Annotated in this window: 18 protein-coding genes and 2 pseudogenes; 10 read left to right on the top strand and 10 right to left on the bottom strand. The window is 69.9% G+C overall.

All coding sequences use genetic code 11. From position 1 onward, the window contains the following. Positions 1-10: 10 nt before the first annotated feature. Together ACGF3H_RS28575 and ACGF3H_RS28570 are read right to left on the bottom strand one after the other, a co-directional pair. Positions 11-517, bottom strand: a complete 507-nt coding sequence (locus ACGF3H_RS28575; RefSeq protein WP_362500444.1) for an NUDIX domain-containing protein — start codon at positions 515-517, stop codon at positions 11-13. A gap of 211 nt (positions 518-728) precedes the next feature. After that, positions 729-875, bottom strand: a pseudogene (locus tag ACGF3H_RS28570) (mobilization protein); the annotation flags it as partial. Between the two features lie 190 nt (positions 876-1065). Here ACGF3H_RS28570 and ACGF3H_RS28565 point away from each other — a divergent pair. Together ACGF3H_RS28565 and ACGF3H_RS28560 are read left to right on the top strand one after the other, a co-directional pair. After that, entirely contained in the window at positions 1066-1941 is an 876-nt protein-coding gene (locus tag ACGF3H_RS28565; protein ID WP_393816549.1) for an MEDS domain-containing protein, read from the top strand. Further along, positions 1938-2891 carry a sensor histidine kinase gene (locus ACGF3H_RS28560; protein ID WP_362500442.1) on the top strand — a complete coding sequence of 318 codons (954 nt, stop codon included), beginning with the start codon at positions 1938-1940 and terminating at the stop codon, positions 2889-2891. The genes ACGF3H_RS28565 and ACGF3H_RS28560 overlap by 4 nt, the downstream gene beginning before the upstream one ends. A 222-nt stretch (positions 2892-3113) precedes the next feature. Here the strand turns inward: ACGF3H_RS28560 and ACGF3H_RS28555 are convergent, their stop codons facing one another. The 3 genes from ACGF3H_RS28555 to ACGF3H_RS28545 form a co-directional block, all read right to left on the bottom strand. Beyond that, positions 3114-3605: an STAS domain-containing protein gene (locus tag ACGF3H_RS28555; protein WP_362500441.1), complete on the bottom strand. Its 492-nt coding sequence runs from the start codon at positions 3603-3605 to the stop codon at positions 3114-3116. Next, positions 3605-5086, bottom strand: coding sequence for a GAF domain-containing SpoIIE family protein phosphatase (locus ACGF3H_RS28550; protein ID WP_362500440.1), 1482 nt, complete (start codon positions 5084-5086; stop codon positions 3605-3607). Before ACGF3H_RS28550 ends, ACGF3H_RS28555 begins: the two co-directional genes overlap by 1 nt. Positions 5087-6491: 1405 nt before the next feature. Then, positions 6492-6662: a hypothetical protein gene (locus ACGF3H_RS28545; RefSeq protein ID WP_055495969.1), complete on the bottom strand. Its 171-nt coding sequence runs from the start codon at positions 6660-6662 to the stop codon at positions 6492-6494. 139 nt (positions 6663-6801) lie between these two features. Between ACGF3H_RS28545 and ACGF3H_RS28540 the strand changes: the two genes are divergently transcribed. Next, positions 6802-6975: a CsbD family protein gene (locus tag ACGF3H_RS28540; RefSeq protein WP_362491345.1), complete on the top strand. Its 174-nt coding sequence runs from the start codon at positions 6802-6804 to the stop codon at positions 6973-6975. A 512-nt stretch (positions 6976-7487) separates the two neighbouring features. Here ACGF3H_RS28540 and ACGF3H_RS28535 read toward each other — a convergent pair. Further along, a pseudogene (locus ACGF3H_RS28535) lies at positions 7488-7820 on the bottom strand (IS630 family transposase); the annotation flags it as partial. 93 nt (positions 7821-7913) lie between these two features. Here ACGF3H_RS28535 and ACGF3H_RS28530 point away from each other — a divergent pair. The 4 genes from ACGF3H_RS28530 (at position 7914) to ACGF3H_RS28515 (ending at position 10529) form a co-directional block, all read left to right on the top strand. Then, a complete protein-coding gene (locus ACGF3H_RS28530; RefSeq protein WP_362491344.1) occupies positions 7914-9062 on the top strand; it encodes a serine hydrolase domain-containing protein in 1149 nt (382 codons plus the stop codon). Positions 9063-9214: 152 nt separating this feature from the next. Next, positions 9215-9436 (top strand): transposase, encoded by a 222-nt coding sequence (locus ACGF3H_RS28525; RefSeq protein WP_393816548.1) that lies wholly within the window; start codon positions 9215-9217, stop codon positions 9434-9436. A gap of 18 nt (positions 9437-9454) precedes the next feature. After that, positions 9455-9742 (top strand): hypothetical protein, encoded by a 288-nt coding sequence (locus ACGF3H_RS28520; protein WP_393816547.1) that lies wholly within the window; start codon positions 9455-9457, stop codon positions 9740-9742. Positions 9743-10079: 337 nt separating this feature from the next. Next, positions 10080-10529 (top strand): ATP-binding protein, encoded by a 450-nt coding sequence (locus tag ACGF3H_RS28515; protein ID WP_362491338.1) that lies wholly within the window; start codon positions 10080-10082, stop codon positions 10527-10529. Between the two features lie 53 nt (positions 10530-10582). Here ACGF3H_RS28515 and ACGF3H_RS28510 read toward each other — a convergent pair whose 3' ends face one another. Beyond that, the gene (locus tag ACGF3H_RS28510) at positions 10583-11041 is read right to left on the bottom strand and encodes an ATP-binding protein (protein WP_362491335.1); all 459 of its coding nucleotides are present in this window, start codon (positions 11039-11041) and stop codon (positions 10583-10585) included. Positions 11042-11218: 177 nt separating this feature from the next. On the opposite strand from ACGF3H_RS28510, the gene ACGF3H_RS28505 reads away from it, so the two are divergent. Then, on the top strand, positions 11219-11581 hold the full coding sequence (locus ACGF3H_RS28505; RefSeq protein ID WP_362491334.1) for an STAS domain-containing protein: 363 nt from the start codon (positions 11219-11221) through the stop codon (positions 11579-11581). Between the two features lie 80 nt (positions 11582-11661). Here the strand turns inward: ACGF3H_RS28505 and ACGF3H_RS28500 are convergent, their stop codons facing one another. Further along, positions 11662-12504 (bottom strand): RNA polymerase sigma factor SigF, encoded by an 843-nt coding sequence (locus ACGF3H_RS28500; RefSeq protein ID WP_362491332.1) that lies wholly within the window; start codon positions 12502-12504, stop codon positions 11662-11664. Between the two features lie 448 nt (positions 12505-12952). Here ACGF3H_RS28500 and ACGF3H_RS28495 point away from each other — a divergent pair, with 448 nt between their 5' ends. Both ACGF3H_RS28495 and ACGF3H_RS28490 read left to right on the top strand, forming a co-directional pair. Continuing rightward, on the top strand, positions 12953-13828 hold the full coding sequence (locus tag ACGF3H_RS28495) for an MEDS domain-containing protein (protein ID WP_362491330.1): 876 nt from the start codon (positions 12953-12955) through the stop codon (positions 13826-13828). Then, a complete protein-coding gene (locus ACGF3H_RS28490) occupies positions 13825-14778 on the top strand; it encodes a sensor histidine kinase (protein ID WP_362491328.1) in 954 nt (317 codons plus the stop codon). Before ACGF3H_RS28495 ends, ACGF3H_RS28490 begins: the two co-directional genes overlap by 4 nt. Positions 14779-15200: 422 nt before the next feature. Here the strand turns inward: ACGF3H_RS28490 and ACGF3H_RS28485 are convergent, their stop codons facing one another. Together ACGF3H_RS28485 and ACGF3H_RS28480 are read right to left on the bottom strand one after the other, a co-directional pair. Beyond that, positions 15201-15593: an STAS domain-containing protein gene (locus ACGF3H_RS28485; protein ID WP_362491325.1), complete on the bottom strand. Its 393-nt coding sequence runs from the start codon at positions 15591-15593 to the stop codon at positions 15201-15203. After that, positions 15593-17077: a GAF domain-containing SpoIIE family protein phosphatase gene (locus ACGF3H_RS28480; protein WP_362491323.1), complete on the bottom strand. Its 1485-nt coding sequence runs from the start codon at positions 17075-17077 to the stop codon at positions 15593-15595. The genes ACGF3H_RS28485 and ACGF3H_RS28480 overlap by 1 nt, the downstream gene beginning before the upstream one ends. Positions 17078-17276: the final 199 nt, after the last annotated feature.

Genomic DNA, 17276 nt, shown 5'->3' with positions numbered 1-17276 from the left:
GCGCCTCAGGTCACCGCGACGTGCCCGGGCGGGCTCGGACGACCCGTGCGATGAGGTCGTGGATCATGAACTCCCCCGGTCCGCGGTTCTCCTTGAGGCGGACGAGATCGCCGGAACCGAACCAGTCGTAGGCGGAATGCTTGGACCGTTCCAGCTCCGGGTTGTCCAGGTCGCCATCGACCTCGACCAGGTAGTCGGCCTCGTGACGCAGGCCACGGCCGTCGTCGCCCGTCCAGGTCGTGGTGCCGAGGAACCGCCGCACGCGGGTCAGGCGCCAGCCGGTCTCCTCCTCGACCTCACGCGCGAGGGCCTCCAGGAGCGTTTCCCCCTCCTCGACATGACCGCCCACGATGTCCCAGGCACCGGGAAACAGGCGACGGTCCCGGCTCCGCTTCTGGGCGAAGGCACGACCCTCCCGGTCGAGGACGACCGCACCGACGGTCCAGACCTCGTCCGCACCGGGGCTCGGCACCTCGACACCGTCGTCGACGGTGAACGACCGCTCGTGAGTGGGCATGAGCGACAGCGTAGTGCCGGCCGGCGCCCGGCTCGGCGGAGTCACCGCGGTCGGGGACCACGCTCGGCCGGCCGCCCCCGACGAGGCCCGCGCCCTCGTGGCCCGGCCAACCTGCTCGGACCCGCCTCCCGCGCCCCTCGTTTCAGGGGCGTCCCCGAGACGTGGGAAGGCCTGGGGCGTGAGTGAGACACCACCGAGCACCCTGCAACAAGCCGTCGGGCGGTGCGGACTCGGTGCGCATGGCTCGGACGGCGCCACGTAGGGCGCGGGCGTGCGAGTGTTCGGCCCGGATGCGTGAGCGGGTAGCACGTTCGAATGCGGCAGCGGCTTGGCGGAGGTGCGGGCGGATCTCCTCCGGTACGCGAAGCGCGCCGTCACCGCGATCATCCTGCCGGCCGAGGTGCAGGCGACGGCATGGCCGCTCCACCGTGACGCTCATGGAACGTTCATCGGTGGGAGTGAGGATTCCCGAGTCTGTCGAGTCCTGCGTTAGGGTGACGGGTGCCCATGGTGGATGACGGGGTCACGCGGGAAGGGCGGGCGATCTGATGCACGCCGTATGCGGATCTCATGACGGCGAGAGCGCGGCGGACCGTCATGTGGCGGTGGAGTACTCCACCGACGACGAGTGGGCCGCTCACCTTGTGCCCTTCGTCCGCGCGGGCTTCGACCGGGGCGAGCAGGTGCAGTACTTCGCGGACGCCACCGATCCTCGCCTCGTGATGCGTACGCTCGCCGAGGGTGGCGTCGACGCCGACACCGCGGTCCGGCGCGGACAGCTCGTGGTGACCACCGCCGACGAGACCTACCTGGCCGGAGCCCGTTTCGACCCGGATGCCATGATCGGTCTGTGGGGCCGCGCCGTCGAGGCCGCCCTCGCTCAGGGGTACGGGAACCTGCGGGTGATCGGCGAGATGTCCTGGGGAGCCCGGCACATAGCCGGCGCGGAGCGCCTGCTCGAATACGAGCTGCGCATCCACCACGAGGTCTTCGAGCGGTTGCCGCTGACGGCGTGGTGTTTCTACGACCGCCGCCTGCTGGCACCCGAGGCCCTCGACGTGCTGACGGGCGCCCACCTGACGCGGGCGGGCGCCGCGCCTCGCTCCCACGCCCGGCCCGGGCTCTCGGTCGTGCCTCTGACCGGTCGGCCCGGCTTCCGTCTGTCCGGATCGGCGGGCTACGAGAGCCGCCGCGTGGCCGCCTCGGCGTCAGCCGCTCTCGCGGCCTCGCCGGCGCAGGACATCACCCTGGACCTGTCCTCCTTCGACCACCTCGACGTCGCCGCACTGGCAGACCTCGCCCACGCCGCGCGGCGACGTCCCTCCGGGACACCGCTGCGGATCGTCGGGGCGCCGCCCGCGCTTCGCCGCATTCTGGAGCTCTTCCCCGAGCTCGGCGCCGGCCTGCAGGAGGTCGGCCGGTGACGACGCACCCCCTCACGTCGGCGGCGAGCCGGGTCGATCCGTTCTTCCACCACCCCGCCCTCTTCTACAGCACGGAGAAGGACTACCTGCAAGGCGTGGGCGAGTTCATCCGGGCGGAGACGACCAGCGGGCGCCCCGTTCTGGTCGCTGTTCCCGGTCCACGACTGCAGCTGCTCCGGGAAGTCGTCGGTGTAGAAGACGAGAACGTCACCTTCGTCGACATGCGGCAGGCCGGACGCAACCCCGGGCGCATCCTGTCGATGCTCCAGGACTTCGCCGACCGGCACCCGCAGAGGCGCCCGTCCATCGTGGGCGAACCTGTCTGGGTCGGGCGCACCGAGGCGGAGGCACGGGAAGCGACCCGCCACGAGGCGCTGATCAACCTGGCGTTCGACGGCCGGCCCGCCACCATCCTGTGCCCGTACGACACCGCCCTGCCGGAGGGAGTGCTGGCGGAGGCACACCGCACGCACCCTGTCGTCGGAGACCCGGACGGCTACCGGAACAGCCCGCGCTACGAGGACCCGCAGACAGTGTGCCGCGACTGCGACAGGCCCCTGGAGGAGCCGGCGGATCCACTCGTCCTGCATTTCACGGAGCATGACCTCGCCGATGTCCGTGACACCGCAGGGCACTGGGCACAGACGGCCGGCCTGTCCCCTCGTCGACACACCGACTGGTTGCTGGCCGTCAACGAGGCCACCGGCAATTCGGTGCGGCACGGCGGAGGGCAGGGCGTTCTGCGGCTGTGGCGTACGGCCGACACCCTCGTCGCAGAAGTGAGGGACCGCGGACGGCTCACCGACGCGCTCGTCGGCCGACGCCGTCCCGATCCGCTGTCCCCGGCCGGCGGACGGGGCGTCTGGATGATGCACCAGCTGTGCGACCTGGTCGAGATGCGCACCCCGCGGTCGGGCCTGATCGTTCGTATGCACCTGGCGCTGGACTGACCGGTACGCCGTGCCGGACGCCTCGTCCCGCCCGACACGGCCGCCCTGGCCATCGAGCACTGTCACGCCGAATAGGTCAGGCAGGCAGCGGGGAGATCGAAGTGATGCGCGAGCAGCTCGCTCGCGCCGCGGTGCCCGGGGCAGGGATCAGCTCGGACCCGATACTCCGGCGCGACGGCCGGGCCCGACAGCTGGTACGAACCCCCTGGCGGGTCGGTGCGATCAGCTCAGGTCGACAGAGGGGTCGTGCGCGCTGTCGCAGGCGATGGGCTCCACCCCGGTCGGCTCACCGGTCCCACCACCCGCGGAAGCGCGGATGATCGAGCCGTGCTCGCCGGCGCTGGTGGACGGGCTGCCAGTCATGGTGGTGACTGCTTCGGCGGCGGTGGCATGGACCGGCAGGACTGCGTCGACACCGGTGAGGACGAGCATTCGCATCAGGCGGTCGGGGACGTTGGCGAGCCGGAGTGCACCGCCCGCCGCTCGGGCGGCGTGCCAGAGGCCGATGAGCGCGCTCAGACCGGCGGAGTCGCAGAAGCCGACCTGTGACAGGTCCAGAACCAGATTAGGAGAGCCCTGCTCGATGATTCCCGAGGCTTCGTGACGCAGGGTGTCCGCGGTGCGCGTGTCCACGTCGCCGGCGACGGTGGCGATCGCGAGGCCGGGACGGGGGTGCTGGACGATCAGCTGCAGCGTGTCGGTCACGTCGGTCATCACTCCTGGCCGAGGTGTTCGGGCGCGGCGGCGGTGTGGGCGGTGGCGGCGACACTGCCGTCGGGTGTGCTGTGAGGGTGGGGGACGGACAGGGCCAGCAGGGCCACGTCGTCGCCGGCTTGGTCGGGCAGCGAGGCCAGCAGGGCGATGCTGTCCTCGACCAGGGAGGTGGCGGTGACGAGCCCGGTGCGCTGGTGGAGGAAGCCGGTCAGGCCGTCGTCACCCAGCATGGCGCCCTCGGTGGTGCGGGCTTCGATCAGCCCGTCGGTGTAGAGGAACAGGCTTTCCCCGGCCGTCAACGGGAACGTGGTCTGGGCGAAGGGCGCCTGCGGGAAGGCGCCGACGAGCATGCCGCCATGGGGGCGTACGGCCCGCACCCAGACGGCGCCACTGTCGTCGGGGCGCACGTGGTAGGCCGACGGGTGGCCGCCGGTGGCGACGGTGACGGTGAAGCCGCCGTCCTCCCGGGGCTCCAAGAGGCCGAAGACGACGGTGCAGAAGCGGCGGCCTGCGGTGACGTCGGTGAGCAGCATGGTGTTCAGCGCGCTCAGTACGGCGACGGGGTCGGCGTCGATCTGGGCCGCAGCGCGCAGGGTGTGGCGGGCCAGAGCGGTGACGGTCGCCGCCTCGGGGCCTTTGCCGCACACGTCGCCGAGGAAGAACGCCCACCGGTCGCCGTCGAGGGGGAAGACGTCGTAGAAGTCGCCGCCCACGTCGTGGGCGGAGGCGGTGCGGTAGTGGCAGGCCAGCTCCAAGCCCGGCACCACGGGAAGGGCCGGGGGCAGCAGGGTGCGCTGGAGGGTGGAGGCGAACGCGGCGATGGCGGCCCTGTCCTGCTCCGCCTTCTCCCGCGCCGCCCGCTCCGTCTCGGCCCGGGCCCGTTCCGCCTCGGCATGCCGCTCCTCCGCCTCCCGGCGGGCCTGCTCGTCACGCAGGGCGCGCAGCGCCGACAGCCGCAGCTCCATCTCGTCCAGCACGATCGCGGCGAGATCGGCAAGGGTGGCGGTGTCCTCCTCGGTGATCGAGCGCGGCCGGGTGTCGAGGACGTTGACCGTGCCCAGCTTGTGCCCGTCGGGGGTGATGATCGGTGCGGCAGCGTAGAAGCGCACCCCCATCTCGCCGGCGACCAGCGGATTGTCCACCGCGACGGGGTCCTTGAGGGTGTCGGGGATGACCATCGTGTCGTCGCGCAGGATCGCCGAGCCGCACAGGCCAGGATCCCGGCCGATCTCCGCGACACCCTCCAGGCCGTGGGCGGCCTTGAACCAGATGCGATCGGTGTCCACGATCGTGACCGTCGCCACCGGCACGTCGAAGAGCCGGGCGGCCATCGCCGCCACCCGGTCGAACGCCCCGTCGGGCGGAGTGTCGAGGATGTCGTAGCGGCGCACCGCCGCGATACGGGCCGCCTCCGCATCCGGGTCGGGGACCAGCTCGGGGCGGCGCCCGGGAGCCGGGTCGGCGGCCGATGCCTGCTGCATTACCGGCTTTCCTCTCCGTTGATGGGCTGCCACCGTGCGCGGCACGAACCGACGCAGCCTAAATCGACCTCACGCCCGAACGCCAATGCCGCCGTAGGCCGGGCCCCGGCAGCACGGCGCGGGCGCGTGCGTCAGCCGGAAGCGGTCCCCTTTCAGTGCGGTGCGGATCCGGACGTGTTCCATCGCCGGCAGGCCCCACCATGTGGCATCCGGTGCACCTACAGGCCGCACCTGCCCCAGCGCTGATGGCCTACCAAGCCTGAGGGCGCAGCGGCTGTGCCGGCAGGGCTCACCTCTGGGGACGTGGACGACGCGGATGAGTTGTCGGGTCGGGCCCCGGAGGTCGTCGCGTTCGGCGCGGACGCGGGGCAGGCCGGACGGCTGTATGCCTTTGCTGGTCACGAGTGGGCGGGAGTCAACTCATTCCCGCACTGCTCCGGCCACGTCGAGGGTGGGTTCGTGCGAAGCCATCCGGCTGTGGTCGGGACGTGCCGCCGTGCCGGGATCGATGGGACCGTTGCGCGGCGCCGTCCCGGACGGGGGTCTGACTCGTGGGATGCATGTGAGACGTGAGAGGGTGCGGGGCGTGAGTGAGACACCGCCGAACACCCTGCAATACCGTTTTGACGGGCCAGAAGACGCTCCGGTCCTGATCCTGGGTCCCTCACTGGGTACCACATGGCACAGGTTGTAGAGACCGTCTTCGGGCGTCCACGTCAGTCCGGGGCGGGTGCGTAGTAGCAGGTCAGGGCACCGTGGTCCGGGGGAGTCGGCGTAGTTGGTGACAGACGCGTGAGAGGGGCGTTCGATTTCAAGCCCCTGCAGAAGCGGTCGGCAGGGGATCCAGAGCGGGTGCGCTGCAACTCCAGCCGCGGCACCGTACCCCTCGGGTTCTCCTCGACTGAGCACTCGATGCGACGGTGCTGTGATGACACACATCTTGGTAAATGCCGCCGAAAGCCCTTCGCGATTGACCGGGCGTAGCCTTCGCGTACGCAAAGCGTCTGCAAGGTGCACCTCCTGCTAGGAGGGCGCGTCCGCCGCCGGCATCGCTGCCGCCCGCCTGCTGCCTCACGCGTCTGGCAACTTGTCGACCAGGGGCATGTGGTGCTCGTAGTAGCGGTCTCCCTGAAAGTCGATCCGGCCGGTCAGTTCGTCGGTGAAGAGAGGAAGCCGAATGGCGCTGATGTCCTCCTCGACGGACGTCGTGTACGGGGCGCCAAGCTCCAGAGGGGGGAGTGTGCGATTCCGCGAGGGGCCTCCGCAGACGCCTGTTGGAACGTGATGGTGCGCGGTTTTTGGGGCACCTTCGTCCGATATTGCAAACCGCGCCCGACGCTCACCCATCATCCCGCAGGGCCCGTACCGGGACGGTACGGGCCCTGCGGGATGATGGGTGGTCAGGTCACCATCGATACCAGCGGCCGCGACCACCACCGGCACTGGTGGAGCGCATGACGAAACCGAGCAGCCACACGACCAGGACGGCGAGCGCCACCCACCAAAGGATCTTGACAGCGAAACCGGCACCGAAAAGGATGACCGCGAGAAGCAGGACCAGAAGCAGGGGAACCATAGTTATCGACCTCCTGCCCGCCCGCCTTCCCTGCCTTTTCTTCGATATTCGAGATCAGCACCTTGTTTAGCAAGGGGAAGCAGGGGCACGAGCCGGTTACCGCGACTGCGGTCCCCAAGCTGCGAGGAGGCGTTGTTCTGTGACTGCCAACGAGAAGGCGAAGGCGAAGACCGAGCAGGCCAAGGGTAAGGCCAAGGAGGCTCTGGGAGACGCCGTCGGAAACGACCGTATGGCCGCCGAAGGCCAGGCGGAGAAGAGCACCGGGGACGCCCGCGAAGCCAAGGAAAAGGCCAAGGACGCCTTCAAGCACTGACCTCCGCGAACCGGAAAGAGGCCCCCTGTGGGGGGCCTCTTTCCGGTTCGGCGGGGCCACGCGTTGATCCGGCACCGTCGGTTTCCTGCTCCGGCTGTCTGCGGCTGGCCCGAGAAGGTCGCTTGCAGGTCTCCGCCGGAATCGTCTCGCTCGCGCGCCGATGATCTCGGCGGGTCTTTCGTGACTGCTTCGGTACGAGCGAGGCCCTGCCCAAGCCCTCAGATCAGCTGGGGCCCGAAGCCTGGGCCTGCATCGACTGCTGCCCATCAATCTGGTCCAGGAGGGCCAAGACCCGGATGAGCTGGGCCGCGACCGTATCGTTGGTAGCCGCGGCGGCCATTAGCCGGCTCATCAGGGCGCCCTGCGTCTTCTGAGTCAGATTCGCAGCGCTACGGCGACTCCCCGCGCGGCAACGGGGTCGGACTCGGCCGCGCCGCCGGTGGCCGCGGCTTCACCGGGGCCACCGGCGGCGCCTCGCGCGCCGAGGACACGCCCGGCGACGGTGTCTCGAAGCTGCGGCGCTCAGGGGTGCCGGGCACCATCGGCCGCACCGGAGTGGTGCGCTCAAGCGCCTGGATCTGCGGCTTCTCGTCCATCGCGAAGACCACCGCATTCGCCAGCGGGGCGAGATACAGCCCGACCACGTCGCGGATCTTGTCGTTCGGCAGCGGGTCCGGAGAGATCTTGAAGTCCTGCGTGCGCCATGGCTGCAGCCCGGACGCCCGCTAGATCCGCAGCACGCTCGTGGGCGAGATTAGCACCCAATTGGCCAGCTCCCGTTTCGACCAGTGCGTGGCACCCTCCGGCACCTCTTCGAGGGTGCGCACCACCACGTCCTCCACCTGGCGAGGCTCCGGCCACCAGACCTGCCGAGGCCGATGATTCCCGGCCCGTGCGGAAGTCTGTCTTTCGACAGCGATCTTCTGGAAGGCGGCCTCATGACGGCCCTGCACGACTTGCTCGCAGCCCACGTCGGTGCCGGTGCGCTGCCGGGAGCGGTTGGCCTCGTGGCCCGGGGTGACCAGGTCGAGGTGGCGGCCGTCGGCGCGCAGGACGCCGACGGCGGTGCCCCGATGGCGAGGGACTCCATCTTCCGGGTCGCCTCGATCACCAAGTCCGTCACCGCCGCCGCACTGCTCATCCTCGTGGAGGAGGGCACGCTCGCACTGGACGACCCGATCGGGACGTGGCTGCCGGAGCTGTACAAGCCGGTGGTCGTACGCACGCCGGCGAGCCCGGTGGACGACGTGGTGCCGGCCGACCGGCCCATCACCGTATTCGACGTGCTGGCCTCCCAGGCCGGGTACGGATTCCCCTCCGACTTCACACTGCCGGCGGTGCAAGAGTTGTTCACAGTGCAAAAGGACGGCCGGGTACCGAGCGACTTCCCGCCGGCCGACGAGTGGATGGCGGCGCTCGGCCGCATCCCGCTCCTGTACCAACCGGGCGCTGCCTGGCTGTACGACACCTGCTCCGTCCTGCAGGGGGTACTGATCTCGCGGGTCACCGGACGGCCGCTGCCGGAGTTCCTGACGGAGCGGATCTTCGGGCCGCTGGGCATGGTGGACACCGGCTTCGAGGTGCCGGCCGCCAAGCGGGACCGGTTCACCAGCTTCTACAGGCCAGGCGACGACGGCAGCCTGGAACTCGCCGACGGCCCGGACGGCGAGTGGAGCAGCCTGCCCGCGCTACCGCTCGGCAATGGCGGGCTGGCCTCGACCGCCGACGACTGGCTGGCCTTCTGCCGGATGCTGCTGGCCGGCGGGATGGCGGCCGACGGCCGCCGGGTGCTGTCGGCCGACTCCGTACGCATGATGACCACCGACCATACGGATCCGGTCCAGCGCGACATCGGCCGGCTGTTCCTGGAGGGCCAGGGCTGGGGCTTCGGCGGCTCGGTTGACATCGACCGGGCCAACCCGTGGAATGCCCCCGGCCGGTACGGCTGGGTCGGCGGCACGGGCACAGCGGCGCACGTCATCCCGGCCACGGGTGTGGTCACCATCCTGCTGACTCAGGTGGCAGCGATGGGTCCCGTGCCGGCACCGGTGATCAGGGAGTTCTGGCGGTATGCGGCGGACGCCTGACACACGCGCCTCACGCCAGTAGCCTCACGGTGGCCCAGCTGACTGGGTGGGAAATCGGGCCACGACGCATGGCTGTTCAAGCCCGCAACGAGACCTTGCTGAGGTATCCCGGTCGAGCGTGACTGTTGTGACGATCTGATCGTTCGGCGGGTGTGACGACTCGGCCGTGGGTCGTGGACGATGACTTGTGGGCGCTGATCGAACCGCTGCGGCCGCCCTGGCCGACGCGGTCGCCGGGGCCGAGGCCAGTGGATGATCGGCTCTGTCTGCAGGACATCCTGTACGTCCTGCACCAGGACGTCGCCTGGCAACTCCTGCCGCTGGAGCTGGGAGTCGGATCAGGGCTGACCTGCTGGCGGCGCCTGGACCGCTGACAGCGGGCCGGAGCCTGCGTGGTGTTTGCCGCAGCCCGCTTGTCGGCACGCGCCTGCATCGGCGCATCACCCGTGCGAAGGACGACTCACGTGCCGGCGCATTGGACCGTGCGCCATTTCTCGCAGGCGAACCCTGCCGACCCCGGCTGCGAGAGCGTCCCGGCCGTCTTGCGGCGGCTGGCCGCTTCCATCGAAGCGTTGGGCTTCGTCGAGATCCAGGACGTGGTGATCGAATCGGACTTGACCGAGCACGGTCCCTGGCGATCAGGGGCTTTTGACTTCCACCTGCCTGAGGATGAGCACTGATTCAGGCACCGGCTTCACCTCCAGCCAACCGAGAGTCTGCTGCTCTACACCGAGGGCCTCACCGAAGCCCCGACCACCATGGGGAGCAGTTCGGTGAAGACCGCTTGACGCACGCCCTGGCCACTCAGAGCCACACCATCCCAAGCGATCACCGCTGTCACCCAAGTCGTGCGCGTACCGGTACCACGGGCAAGGACGACGGCCAAGCCGCTCTCGTCCTGACAGCCACCTCAGTCACCAGCCGGCAGAGGCGTAATGGCGTCACAGCGGGTAGGCGAATACAGGCAACTGCTACTGCACGTGAAGAAAAGCCTCGGAAACCGACGAGGGATCCTCTATGACTACCACGCTCAGTAAACAGACACCGGATGAGCAGCGGTCGAGGGCGCCCTGGCGCTACGGCGCCGCTTGGGGCACCGGGGGTGCGCACATCGCCGAGGCCCGCCACGCAGTGCGCTCGCTGCTGGTACGGACGGGACACCATCCGCGCGAGCGTTCCAGCCAGGACGCCCAGCTCGTCGTCAGCGAACTGGTCACCAACGCCGTCCGTCACGCACCCGGCCCGGGTGAACTCATACTCGAAGTCTCACCGGACGCCGCCCAGTTGCGGATCAGCGTCCGTGACAGCTCCGCGCTCCCGCCCCGTCTCCAGGTGCCCGACGCCGGTCGCATCGGCGGGCACGGCCTGCACTTGGTCACCCGGCTCTGCGACCAGGTACGCACCATCGCCCTGGACACCGGCAAACGAGTCGTCGCGCACCTGTCCTTGGAGCCATCTGCCGGCTGACCCTCGCGAGAGTCGCGCACCGGGAGCGGCCCGGCGCTCCTGCCGGGCAGGCATCAGGCCGAGGGGTGGGGATCAAGGAGGAGGCGGGCGGTGACCCGTTTCCCAGCCCCCTCGGGCAGAACCGTGAGGTCGGCCGCAACGGCCTTCACGATTTCCAGACCGTGCTGGCCCACCCTGTAAGGGTCCGCCTGCCGAGCCGTCGGAATCTCTGGATGGCTGTCCCACACCTCCACCTCCACCGCCTCGTCCGCCAGACGCAGCCGCAACCGGATGGGGCCGGGTGCGTGCTTGCAGGCGTTGGTGACCAGTTCGCTGACCACGAGCTGAGCCAAGCCCACGAGGTGCCCCGTCACCTTTGTTGGACGGTTGTCGGCTGCGTCCCCGGTGAAGAAGGCGGCAGTTCGGTGACGGGCCTCGGCGATGCAGGAGCCGTCTCCCGACAGCGCGATGGTCTCCTCGACCGCCGTGGAGTCCGGTCCGTGGCAATATTCACGTTCTGGGTGCGCGCCCATCCGTCCTGTCACTCCCGCCCCGCTCGCGTACGCCGTTCCTCCCGGGCGGGTACCGCGCACGCGCAACATGTACCTGTGGGTGGCAGGGTCATCCGGGTGCAGTACCAGTACCATGCGCGGGCAGGTCCACATTGGGGAAGTGCGGGGTACGGCGTCGCCGACACTTGCTGAGGGACTGTGGCGGACAACGACAACTGGACAGGAAGCGCGCGTCTGTCGATCAACCTGAGCCGTACCAGTGGTGCCAGGGTGGTCACGGCGTGCGGCGAGATCGATCTCGACAGCGCTCCGCAGTTGCTTGATGCCCTGACCGCCGACGATGCTGCCGCTCAGGTGACGGTGGTGGATCTCAGCGGCGTCAGCTTCATGGACTCCAGCGGTATCAACGCTCTCATCGCCGCAAATAATGCCGCGCAGCGCCATGGCGGCCGGCTGCGACTCGCTGCGCCGAGCCCCGCCGTCTCCGAGACCCTCGGGATCGTCGGCCTCACCGAGGTCATCCCCTGCCACCCGACCCTGCGCGACGCACTTGCCGCCTGAATCCGTCAGTCGGACGAACTGAGCATGCTGATGCCCGCCACAGCCATGGCGGGCATCAAGAAGGGGTACCGCGAAAAGACTCAGCCGGTCGTGAGCATGCCTTCACGCAGCCGGGCCAGGCACCGGGACAGCAGCCGCGAGACGTGCATCTGCGAAACACCCAGCCGTTCGCCGATCTGGGCCTGGGTGAGCTCCTCCACGAACCGCATGTGAAGGAGCTGCCGGTCGCGCTCGTCGAGTTCGGCGATCATGGGGGCGAGGGCGTGGAAGTCCTCCACCAGCTCCAGGGCCGTGTCTTCGGTTCCGATGAAGTCCTGGAGGGCCGCCTCGCCGTCCTCGCTGCCGTTGAGCGTGGCGTCCAGGGAGGAGGAGTTGTAACCGTTGGAGGCCAAGCGGGCCTCGCGGACCTCGTCCTCGGACAGGCTCATCAGCTCCGACAACTCCTTGACCGTCGGGTCACGGTCGAGACGGCTGCGCAGTTCCTCGGTTGCCTTGGCGAGCTGGACGCGGGCCTCCTGCAGGCGGCGCGGGACGTGCACGGCCCAGGTGGTGTCGCGGAAGAAGCGCTTGATCTCGCCGACGATGTAGGGGATGGCGAAGGAGGTGAACTCCGCCTCCCGCGACAGTTCGAACCGGTCGATCGCCTTGATCAGGCCGATCATGCCGACCTGGACAATGTCCTCCATCTCCTCCGGCCCGCGGCTGCGGAACCGGCCGGCCGCGTAGCGGACCAGGGACATGTTCATCTCGATCAGCGTGTTACGGGCATAGCTGTACTCCGGCGTGCCCTCTTCAAGCACCGTCAACTGCCGGAAGAACAGCTTGGACAGCTCACGAGCGTCCTTGGGCGCCACCTGGGAAGGATCGACGACCTCCGGCAGCTCGGCCGTCCGAATGTGCGTTGCCAGCGTGCTGGGCGCCATGCTGATACCCTCCCACGATTGATCTCACCGCTGCTGCCTGCCGAAGAAACGGCTGACGACACGCCGTCTACCCCGCCATCCTGCACCCATGCCTGCTCCCTGAGCGAACGGTGGATCGGACTCTGCTCATGCGCCAGGACACATGGCGGGGCCAGTGCCCCAGAGCCGACAGCGGTCGTTGCGCAGGGCCGTACCGCCCGCCCGTCCGAACCTTCGCTGATCCCCAGCCATATCCATGACACGGTCGCCGACGCGCCGCCCGCTCTTGCCGCGGACGGGGTCGGCGACAGCGCCGGCACCTCCGAGTGACGGCATGGCCGCTCCACCGTGACGCTCATGCAACGTTCATCGGTGGGAGTGAGGGTTTCCCGAGTTTTCCGGGCCCTGCGTTAGGGTGATGGGCGCCCATGGTGGGTAACGGGGTCACGCGGGAAGGGCGGGCGATCTGATGCACGCCGTATGCGGATCTTACGACGGCGAGGCCGCGGGGGACCGTCATGTCGCGGTGGAGTACTCCACCGACGACGAGTGGGCCGCTCACCTTGTGCCCTTCGTCCGCGCGGGCTTCGACAGGGGCGAGCAGGTGCAGTATTTCGCCGACACCACCGACCCCCGCCTCGTGATGCGTACGCTCGCCGAGCGTGGGGTCGACGCCGACACCGCGGTCCGGCGTGGACAGCTCGTGGTGACCACCGCCGACGAGACCTACCTGAGCGGGGCCCGTTTCGACCCGGACGCCATGATCGGTCTGTGGGGCCGCGCCGTCGAGGCCGCCCTCGGTCAGGGGTACGGCAACCTGCGGGTGATCGGCGAGATGTCCTGGGGCGCCCGGCACATGACCGGCGCGGAGCGCCTGCTGGAATACGAGCTGCGCATCCACCACGAGGTCTTCGAGCAGTTGCCGCTGACGGCCTGGTGCTTCTACGACCGCCGCCTGCTGGCACCCGAGGCCCTCGACGTGCTGACGGGCGCCCACCTGACCCGGGCGGGCGCCGCGCCTCGCTCCCACGCCCGGCACGGGCTCTCGGTCGTGCCTCTGGCCGGTGAGCCCGGCTTCCGTCTGTCCGGATCGGCGGGCTACGAGAGCCGCCGCGTGGCCGCCTCGGCGTCAGCCGCTCTCGCGGCCTCGCCGGCGCAGGACATCACCCTGGACCTGTCCGGCCTCGACCACCTCGACATCGCCGCACTGGCCGACATCGCCCACGCCGCCCGGCAACGCCCCTCCGGCACACCGCTGCGGCTCGTCGGGGCGCCGCCTGCGCTTCGACGCATGCTGGTGCTCTTCTCCGAGCTCGGGGCCGGCCTGCAGGAGGTCGGCCGGTGACGACGTACACACCGACGTCGGCGGCGGGCCGGGCCCATCCGTTCTTCCACCACCCTGCCCTCTTCTACACCACGGAGAAGGATTACCTGCGAGGCGTGGGCGAGTTCATCCGGGCGGAGGCGACCGGCGGACGCCCCGTTCTGGTCGCTGTTCCCGGTCCACGACTGCAGCTGCTCAGGGAAGCCGTCGGCGTCGAAGGCGAGAACGTCACCTTCGTCGACATGCGGCAGGCCGGACGCAACCCCGGGCGCATCCTGTCGATGCTCCAGGACTTCGCCGACCGGCACCCGCAATGGCGCCCGTCCATCGTGGGTGAACCGATCTGGGTCGGGCGCACCGAGGCGGAGGCACGGGAAGCGACCCGCCACGAGGCGCTGATCAACCTGGCATTCAACGGCCGGCCCGTCACGATCCTGTGCCCCTACGACACCGCCCTGCCGGAGCGAGTGCTGGCGGAAGCACACCGCACGCACCCCGTTGTCGGAGACCCGGACGGCTACCGGAACAGCCCGCGCTACGAGGACCCGCAGACAGTGTGCCGCGACTGCGACGCGCCCCTGCAGGAGCCGACGGATCCACTCGTCCTGCATTTCACGGAGTGGGACCTCGCCGATGTCCGTGACACCGCAGGGCACTGGGCACAGACGGCCGGCCTGTCCCCTCGTCGTCACACCGACTGGTTGCTGGCCGTCAACGAGGCCACCGGCAATTCCGTGCGGCACGGCGGAGGACAGGGCATTCTTCGGCTGTGGAGCACGGCCGACACCCTCATCGCCGAAGTGAGCGACCGCGGACAGCTCACCAACGCGCTGGTCGGCCGACGCCGTCCCGATCCGCTGTCCCCGGCCGGCGGCCGGGGCGTCTGGATGATGCACCAGCTGTGCGACCTGGTCGAGATGCGCACCCCGCTGTCGGGCCTGATCGTTCGCATGCACCTGGCGTTGGACTGATCGGTGGACCGGTCGACGCGCCGGCAGCGCCTGGCCGCAGCCGGGGCCAACGCTTAACGCCCGCTGGGGGTGGAAAAAACCGGGAGGAGTCCCCTCGTTGGCCTGACCACCGCCCGGTCACGGTCAGCTGGTCATCCCGCCGGCCGTCAGGACCTCGCACGCGAGGCCGACAGTTTGCGCCTGTCGGTGCCCGGGAGATCGAAGTGATGCGCAAGCGGCTCTCTTCCCCCGCGGCGCCTGGGCAAGGGATCAGCTCGGGCCCGATGCGCCGGCGGGAGGCTGAACCCGACCGCTGGTACAAGCCCTCTGGCGGGTCGACGCGATCAGCTCAGGCCGGCTAAGGGGTTGTGCGCCCTGTCGCAGGCCGTTGGCTCCACCCCGGTCGGTTCACCGGTCCCGCGCCCTGTGGAGGCGTGGGCGATTCAGCCGTGCTTGCCTGTGCTGGTAGATGGGCTTTCGGTCATGGCTGCGACTGCGTCGGCGGCGGTGGCATGGATCGGCAGGACCGCGTCGACGCCGGTGAGGACGAGCATCCGCATCAGGCGGTCGGGGACGTCGGCGAGTCGGAGTGCACCGCCCGCCGCCTGGGCGGCGTGCCAGAGGCCGATGAGCGCGCTCAGACCGGCGGAGTCGCAGAAGCCGACCTGTGACAGGTCCAGAACCAGGTGCGGACACCCTTGCTCGATGATTCCCGAGGCTTCGTGGCGCAGGGTGTCCGCGGTGCGTGTGTCCACGTCGCCGGCGACTGTGGCGATGGCGAGGCGGGGCCGGGGGTGCTGGACGGTCAGGTGCAGCGTGTCGGTCACGTCGGTCATCACTCCTGGCCGAAGTGTTCGGGCGCGGCGGCGGTGTGGGCGGTGGCGGTGACGGTGCCGTCGGGTGTGGCGTGGGGGTGGGGGACGGACAGGGCCAGCAGGGCCACGTCGTCACCGGCTCCGTCGGGCAGCGAGGCCAGCAGGGTGATGCTGTCCTCGACCAGGGAGGTGGCGGTGACGGGCCCGGTGCGCTGGTGGAGGAAGCCGGTCAGGCCGTCGTCACCGAGCATGGCGCCCTCGGTGGTGCGGGCTTCGGTCAGCCCGTCGGTGTAGAGGAACAGGCTCTCCCCGGCCGTCAGGGAGAAGGTGGTCTGGGCGAAGGGCGCCTGGGGGAAGGCGCCGACGAGCATGCCGCCCTTGGGGTGTACGGCGCGCACCCAGAGGGCGTCGCTGTCGTCGGGGCGCACGTGGTAGGCCGGCGGGTGGCCGCCGGTGGCGACGGTGGCGGTGAAGCCGCCGTCCTCCCGGGGCTCCAGGAGGCCGAAGACGACGGTGCAGAAGCGGCGGCCGGCGGTGACGTCGGTGAGCAGCATGGTGTTGAGCGAGCTCAGCACGGTGACGGGGTCGGCGTTGATCTGGGCCGCGGCGCGCAGGGTGTGGCGGGCCAGGGCGGTGACGGTCGCCGCTTCGGGTCCTTTGCCGCACACGTCACCGAGGACGAACGCCCACCTGCCGCCGTCGAGGGGGAAGACGTCGTAGAAGTCGCCGCCGACGTCGTGGGCGGAGGCGGTGCGGTAGTGGCAGGCCAGTTCCAGGCCCGGCACCACGGGCAGGGCCGGGGGGAGCAGGGTGCGCTGGAGCGTGGAGGCGAACGCGGCGATGGCGGCCTTGTCCTGCTCCGCCTTCTCCCGCGCCGCACGCTCCGCCTCGGCCCGCGCCCGTTCCGCCTCGGCATGCCGCCTCTCCGCCTCCCGGCGGGCTTGCTCGTCGCGCAGGGCGCGCAGCGCCGAGAGCCGCAGCTCCATCTCGTCCAGGACGATCGCGGCGAGATCGGCGAGAGTGGCGGTGTCCTGCTCGGTGATCGAGCGCGGCCGGGTGTCGAGGACGTTGACCGTGCCCAACCGGTGCCCGTCGTCGGTGATGATCGGCGCGGCGGCGTAGAAACGCACGCCCATGTCCCCGGCAACCAGCGGATTGTCCGCCGCGACGGGGTCCTTGAGAGTGTCGGGGATGACCATCGTCTCATCGCGCAGGATCGCCGAGCCGCACAGGCCCGGATCACGGCCGATCTCCGCGACACCCTCCAGGCCGTGGGCGGCCTTGAACCAGATGCGGTCGGTGTCCACGATCGTGACGGTCGCCACCGGCACGTCGAAGAGACGGGCGGCCATCGCCGCCACCCGGTCGAACGCCCCGTCGGGCGGAGTGTCGAGGATGTCGTAGCGGCGCACCGCCGCGATACGGGCCGCCTCCACATCGGGGTCAGGCGCCAGCTCGGGGCGGCGCCCGGGAGCCGGGTCGGTGGCCGATGCATGCTGCATCATCGGCTTTCCTCTCCGTCGATGGGCTGCCGCCGTGAACGGCACGAATCGACGCAGCCTAAATCGACCACACGCCCGAACGCCAATGCCGCCGTCGGCCGGGCCCCGGTCGCGGCCCCCGTGCGATGTGCCGAGTCGGTGCCTGGGGGTGGAGCGCGTCCTTGGACTTCGACTCGAAGTGTCATACGACGGCGGCATGGTG

Origin of the sequence: Streptomyces sp. NPDC048185 (genome assembly GCF_043202495.1) — a bacterium.
Taxonomy (GTDB): domain Bacteria; phylum Actinomycetota; class Actinomycetes; order Streptomycetales; family Streptomycetaceae; genus Streptomyces.
Note: the sequence above shows the minus strand (reverse complement) of the source record. Positions and strands in the feature narration are given on the sequence as shown.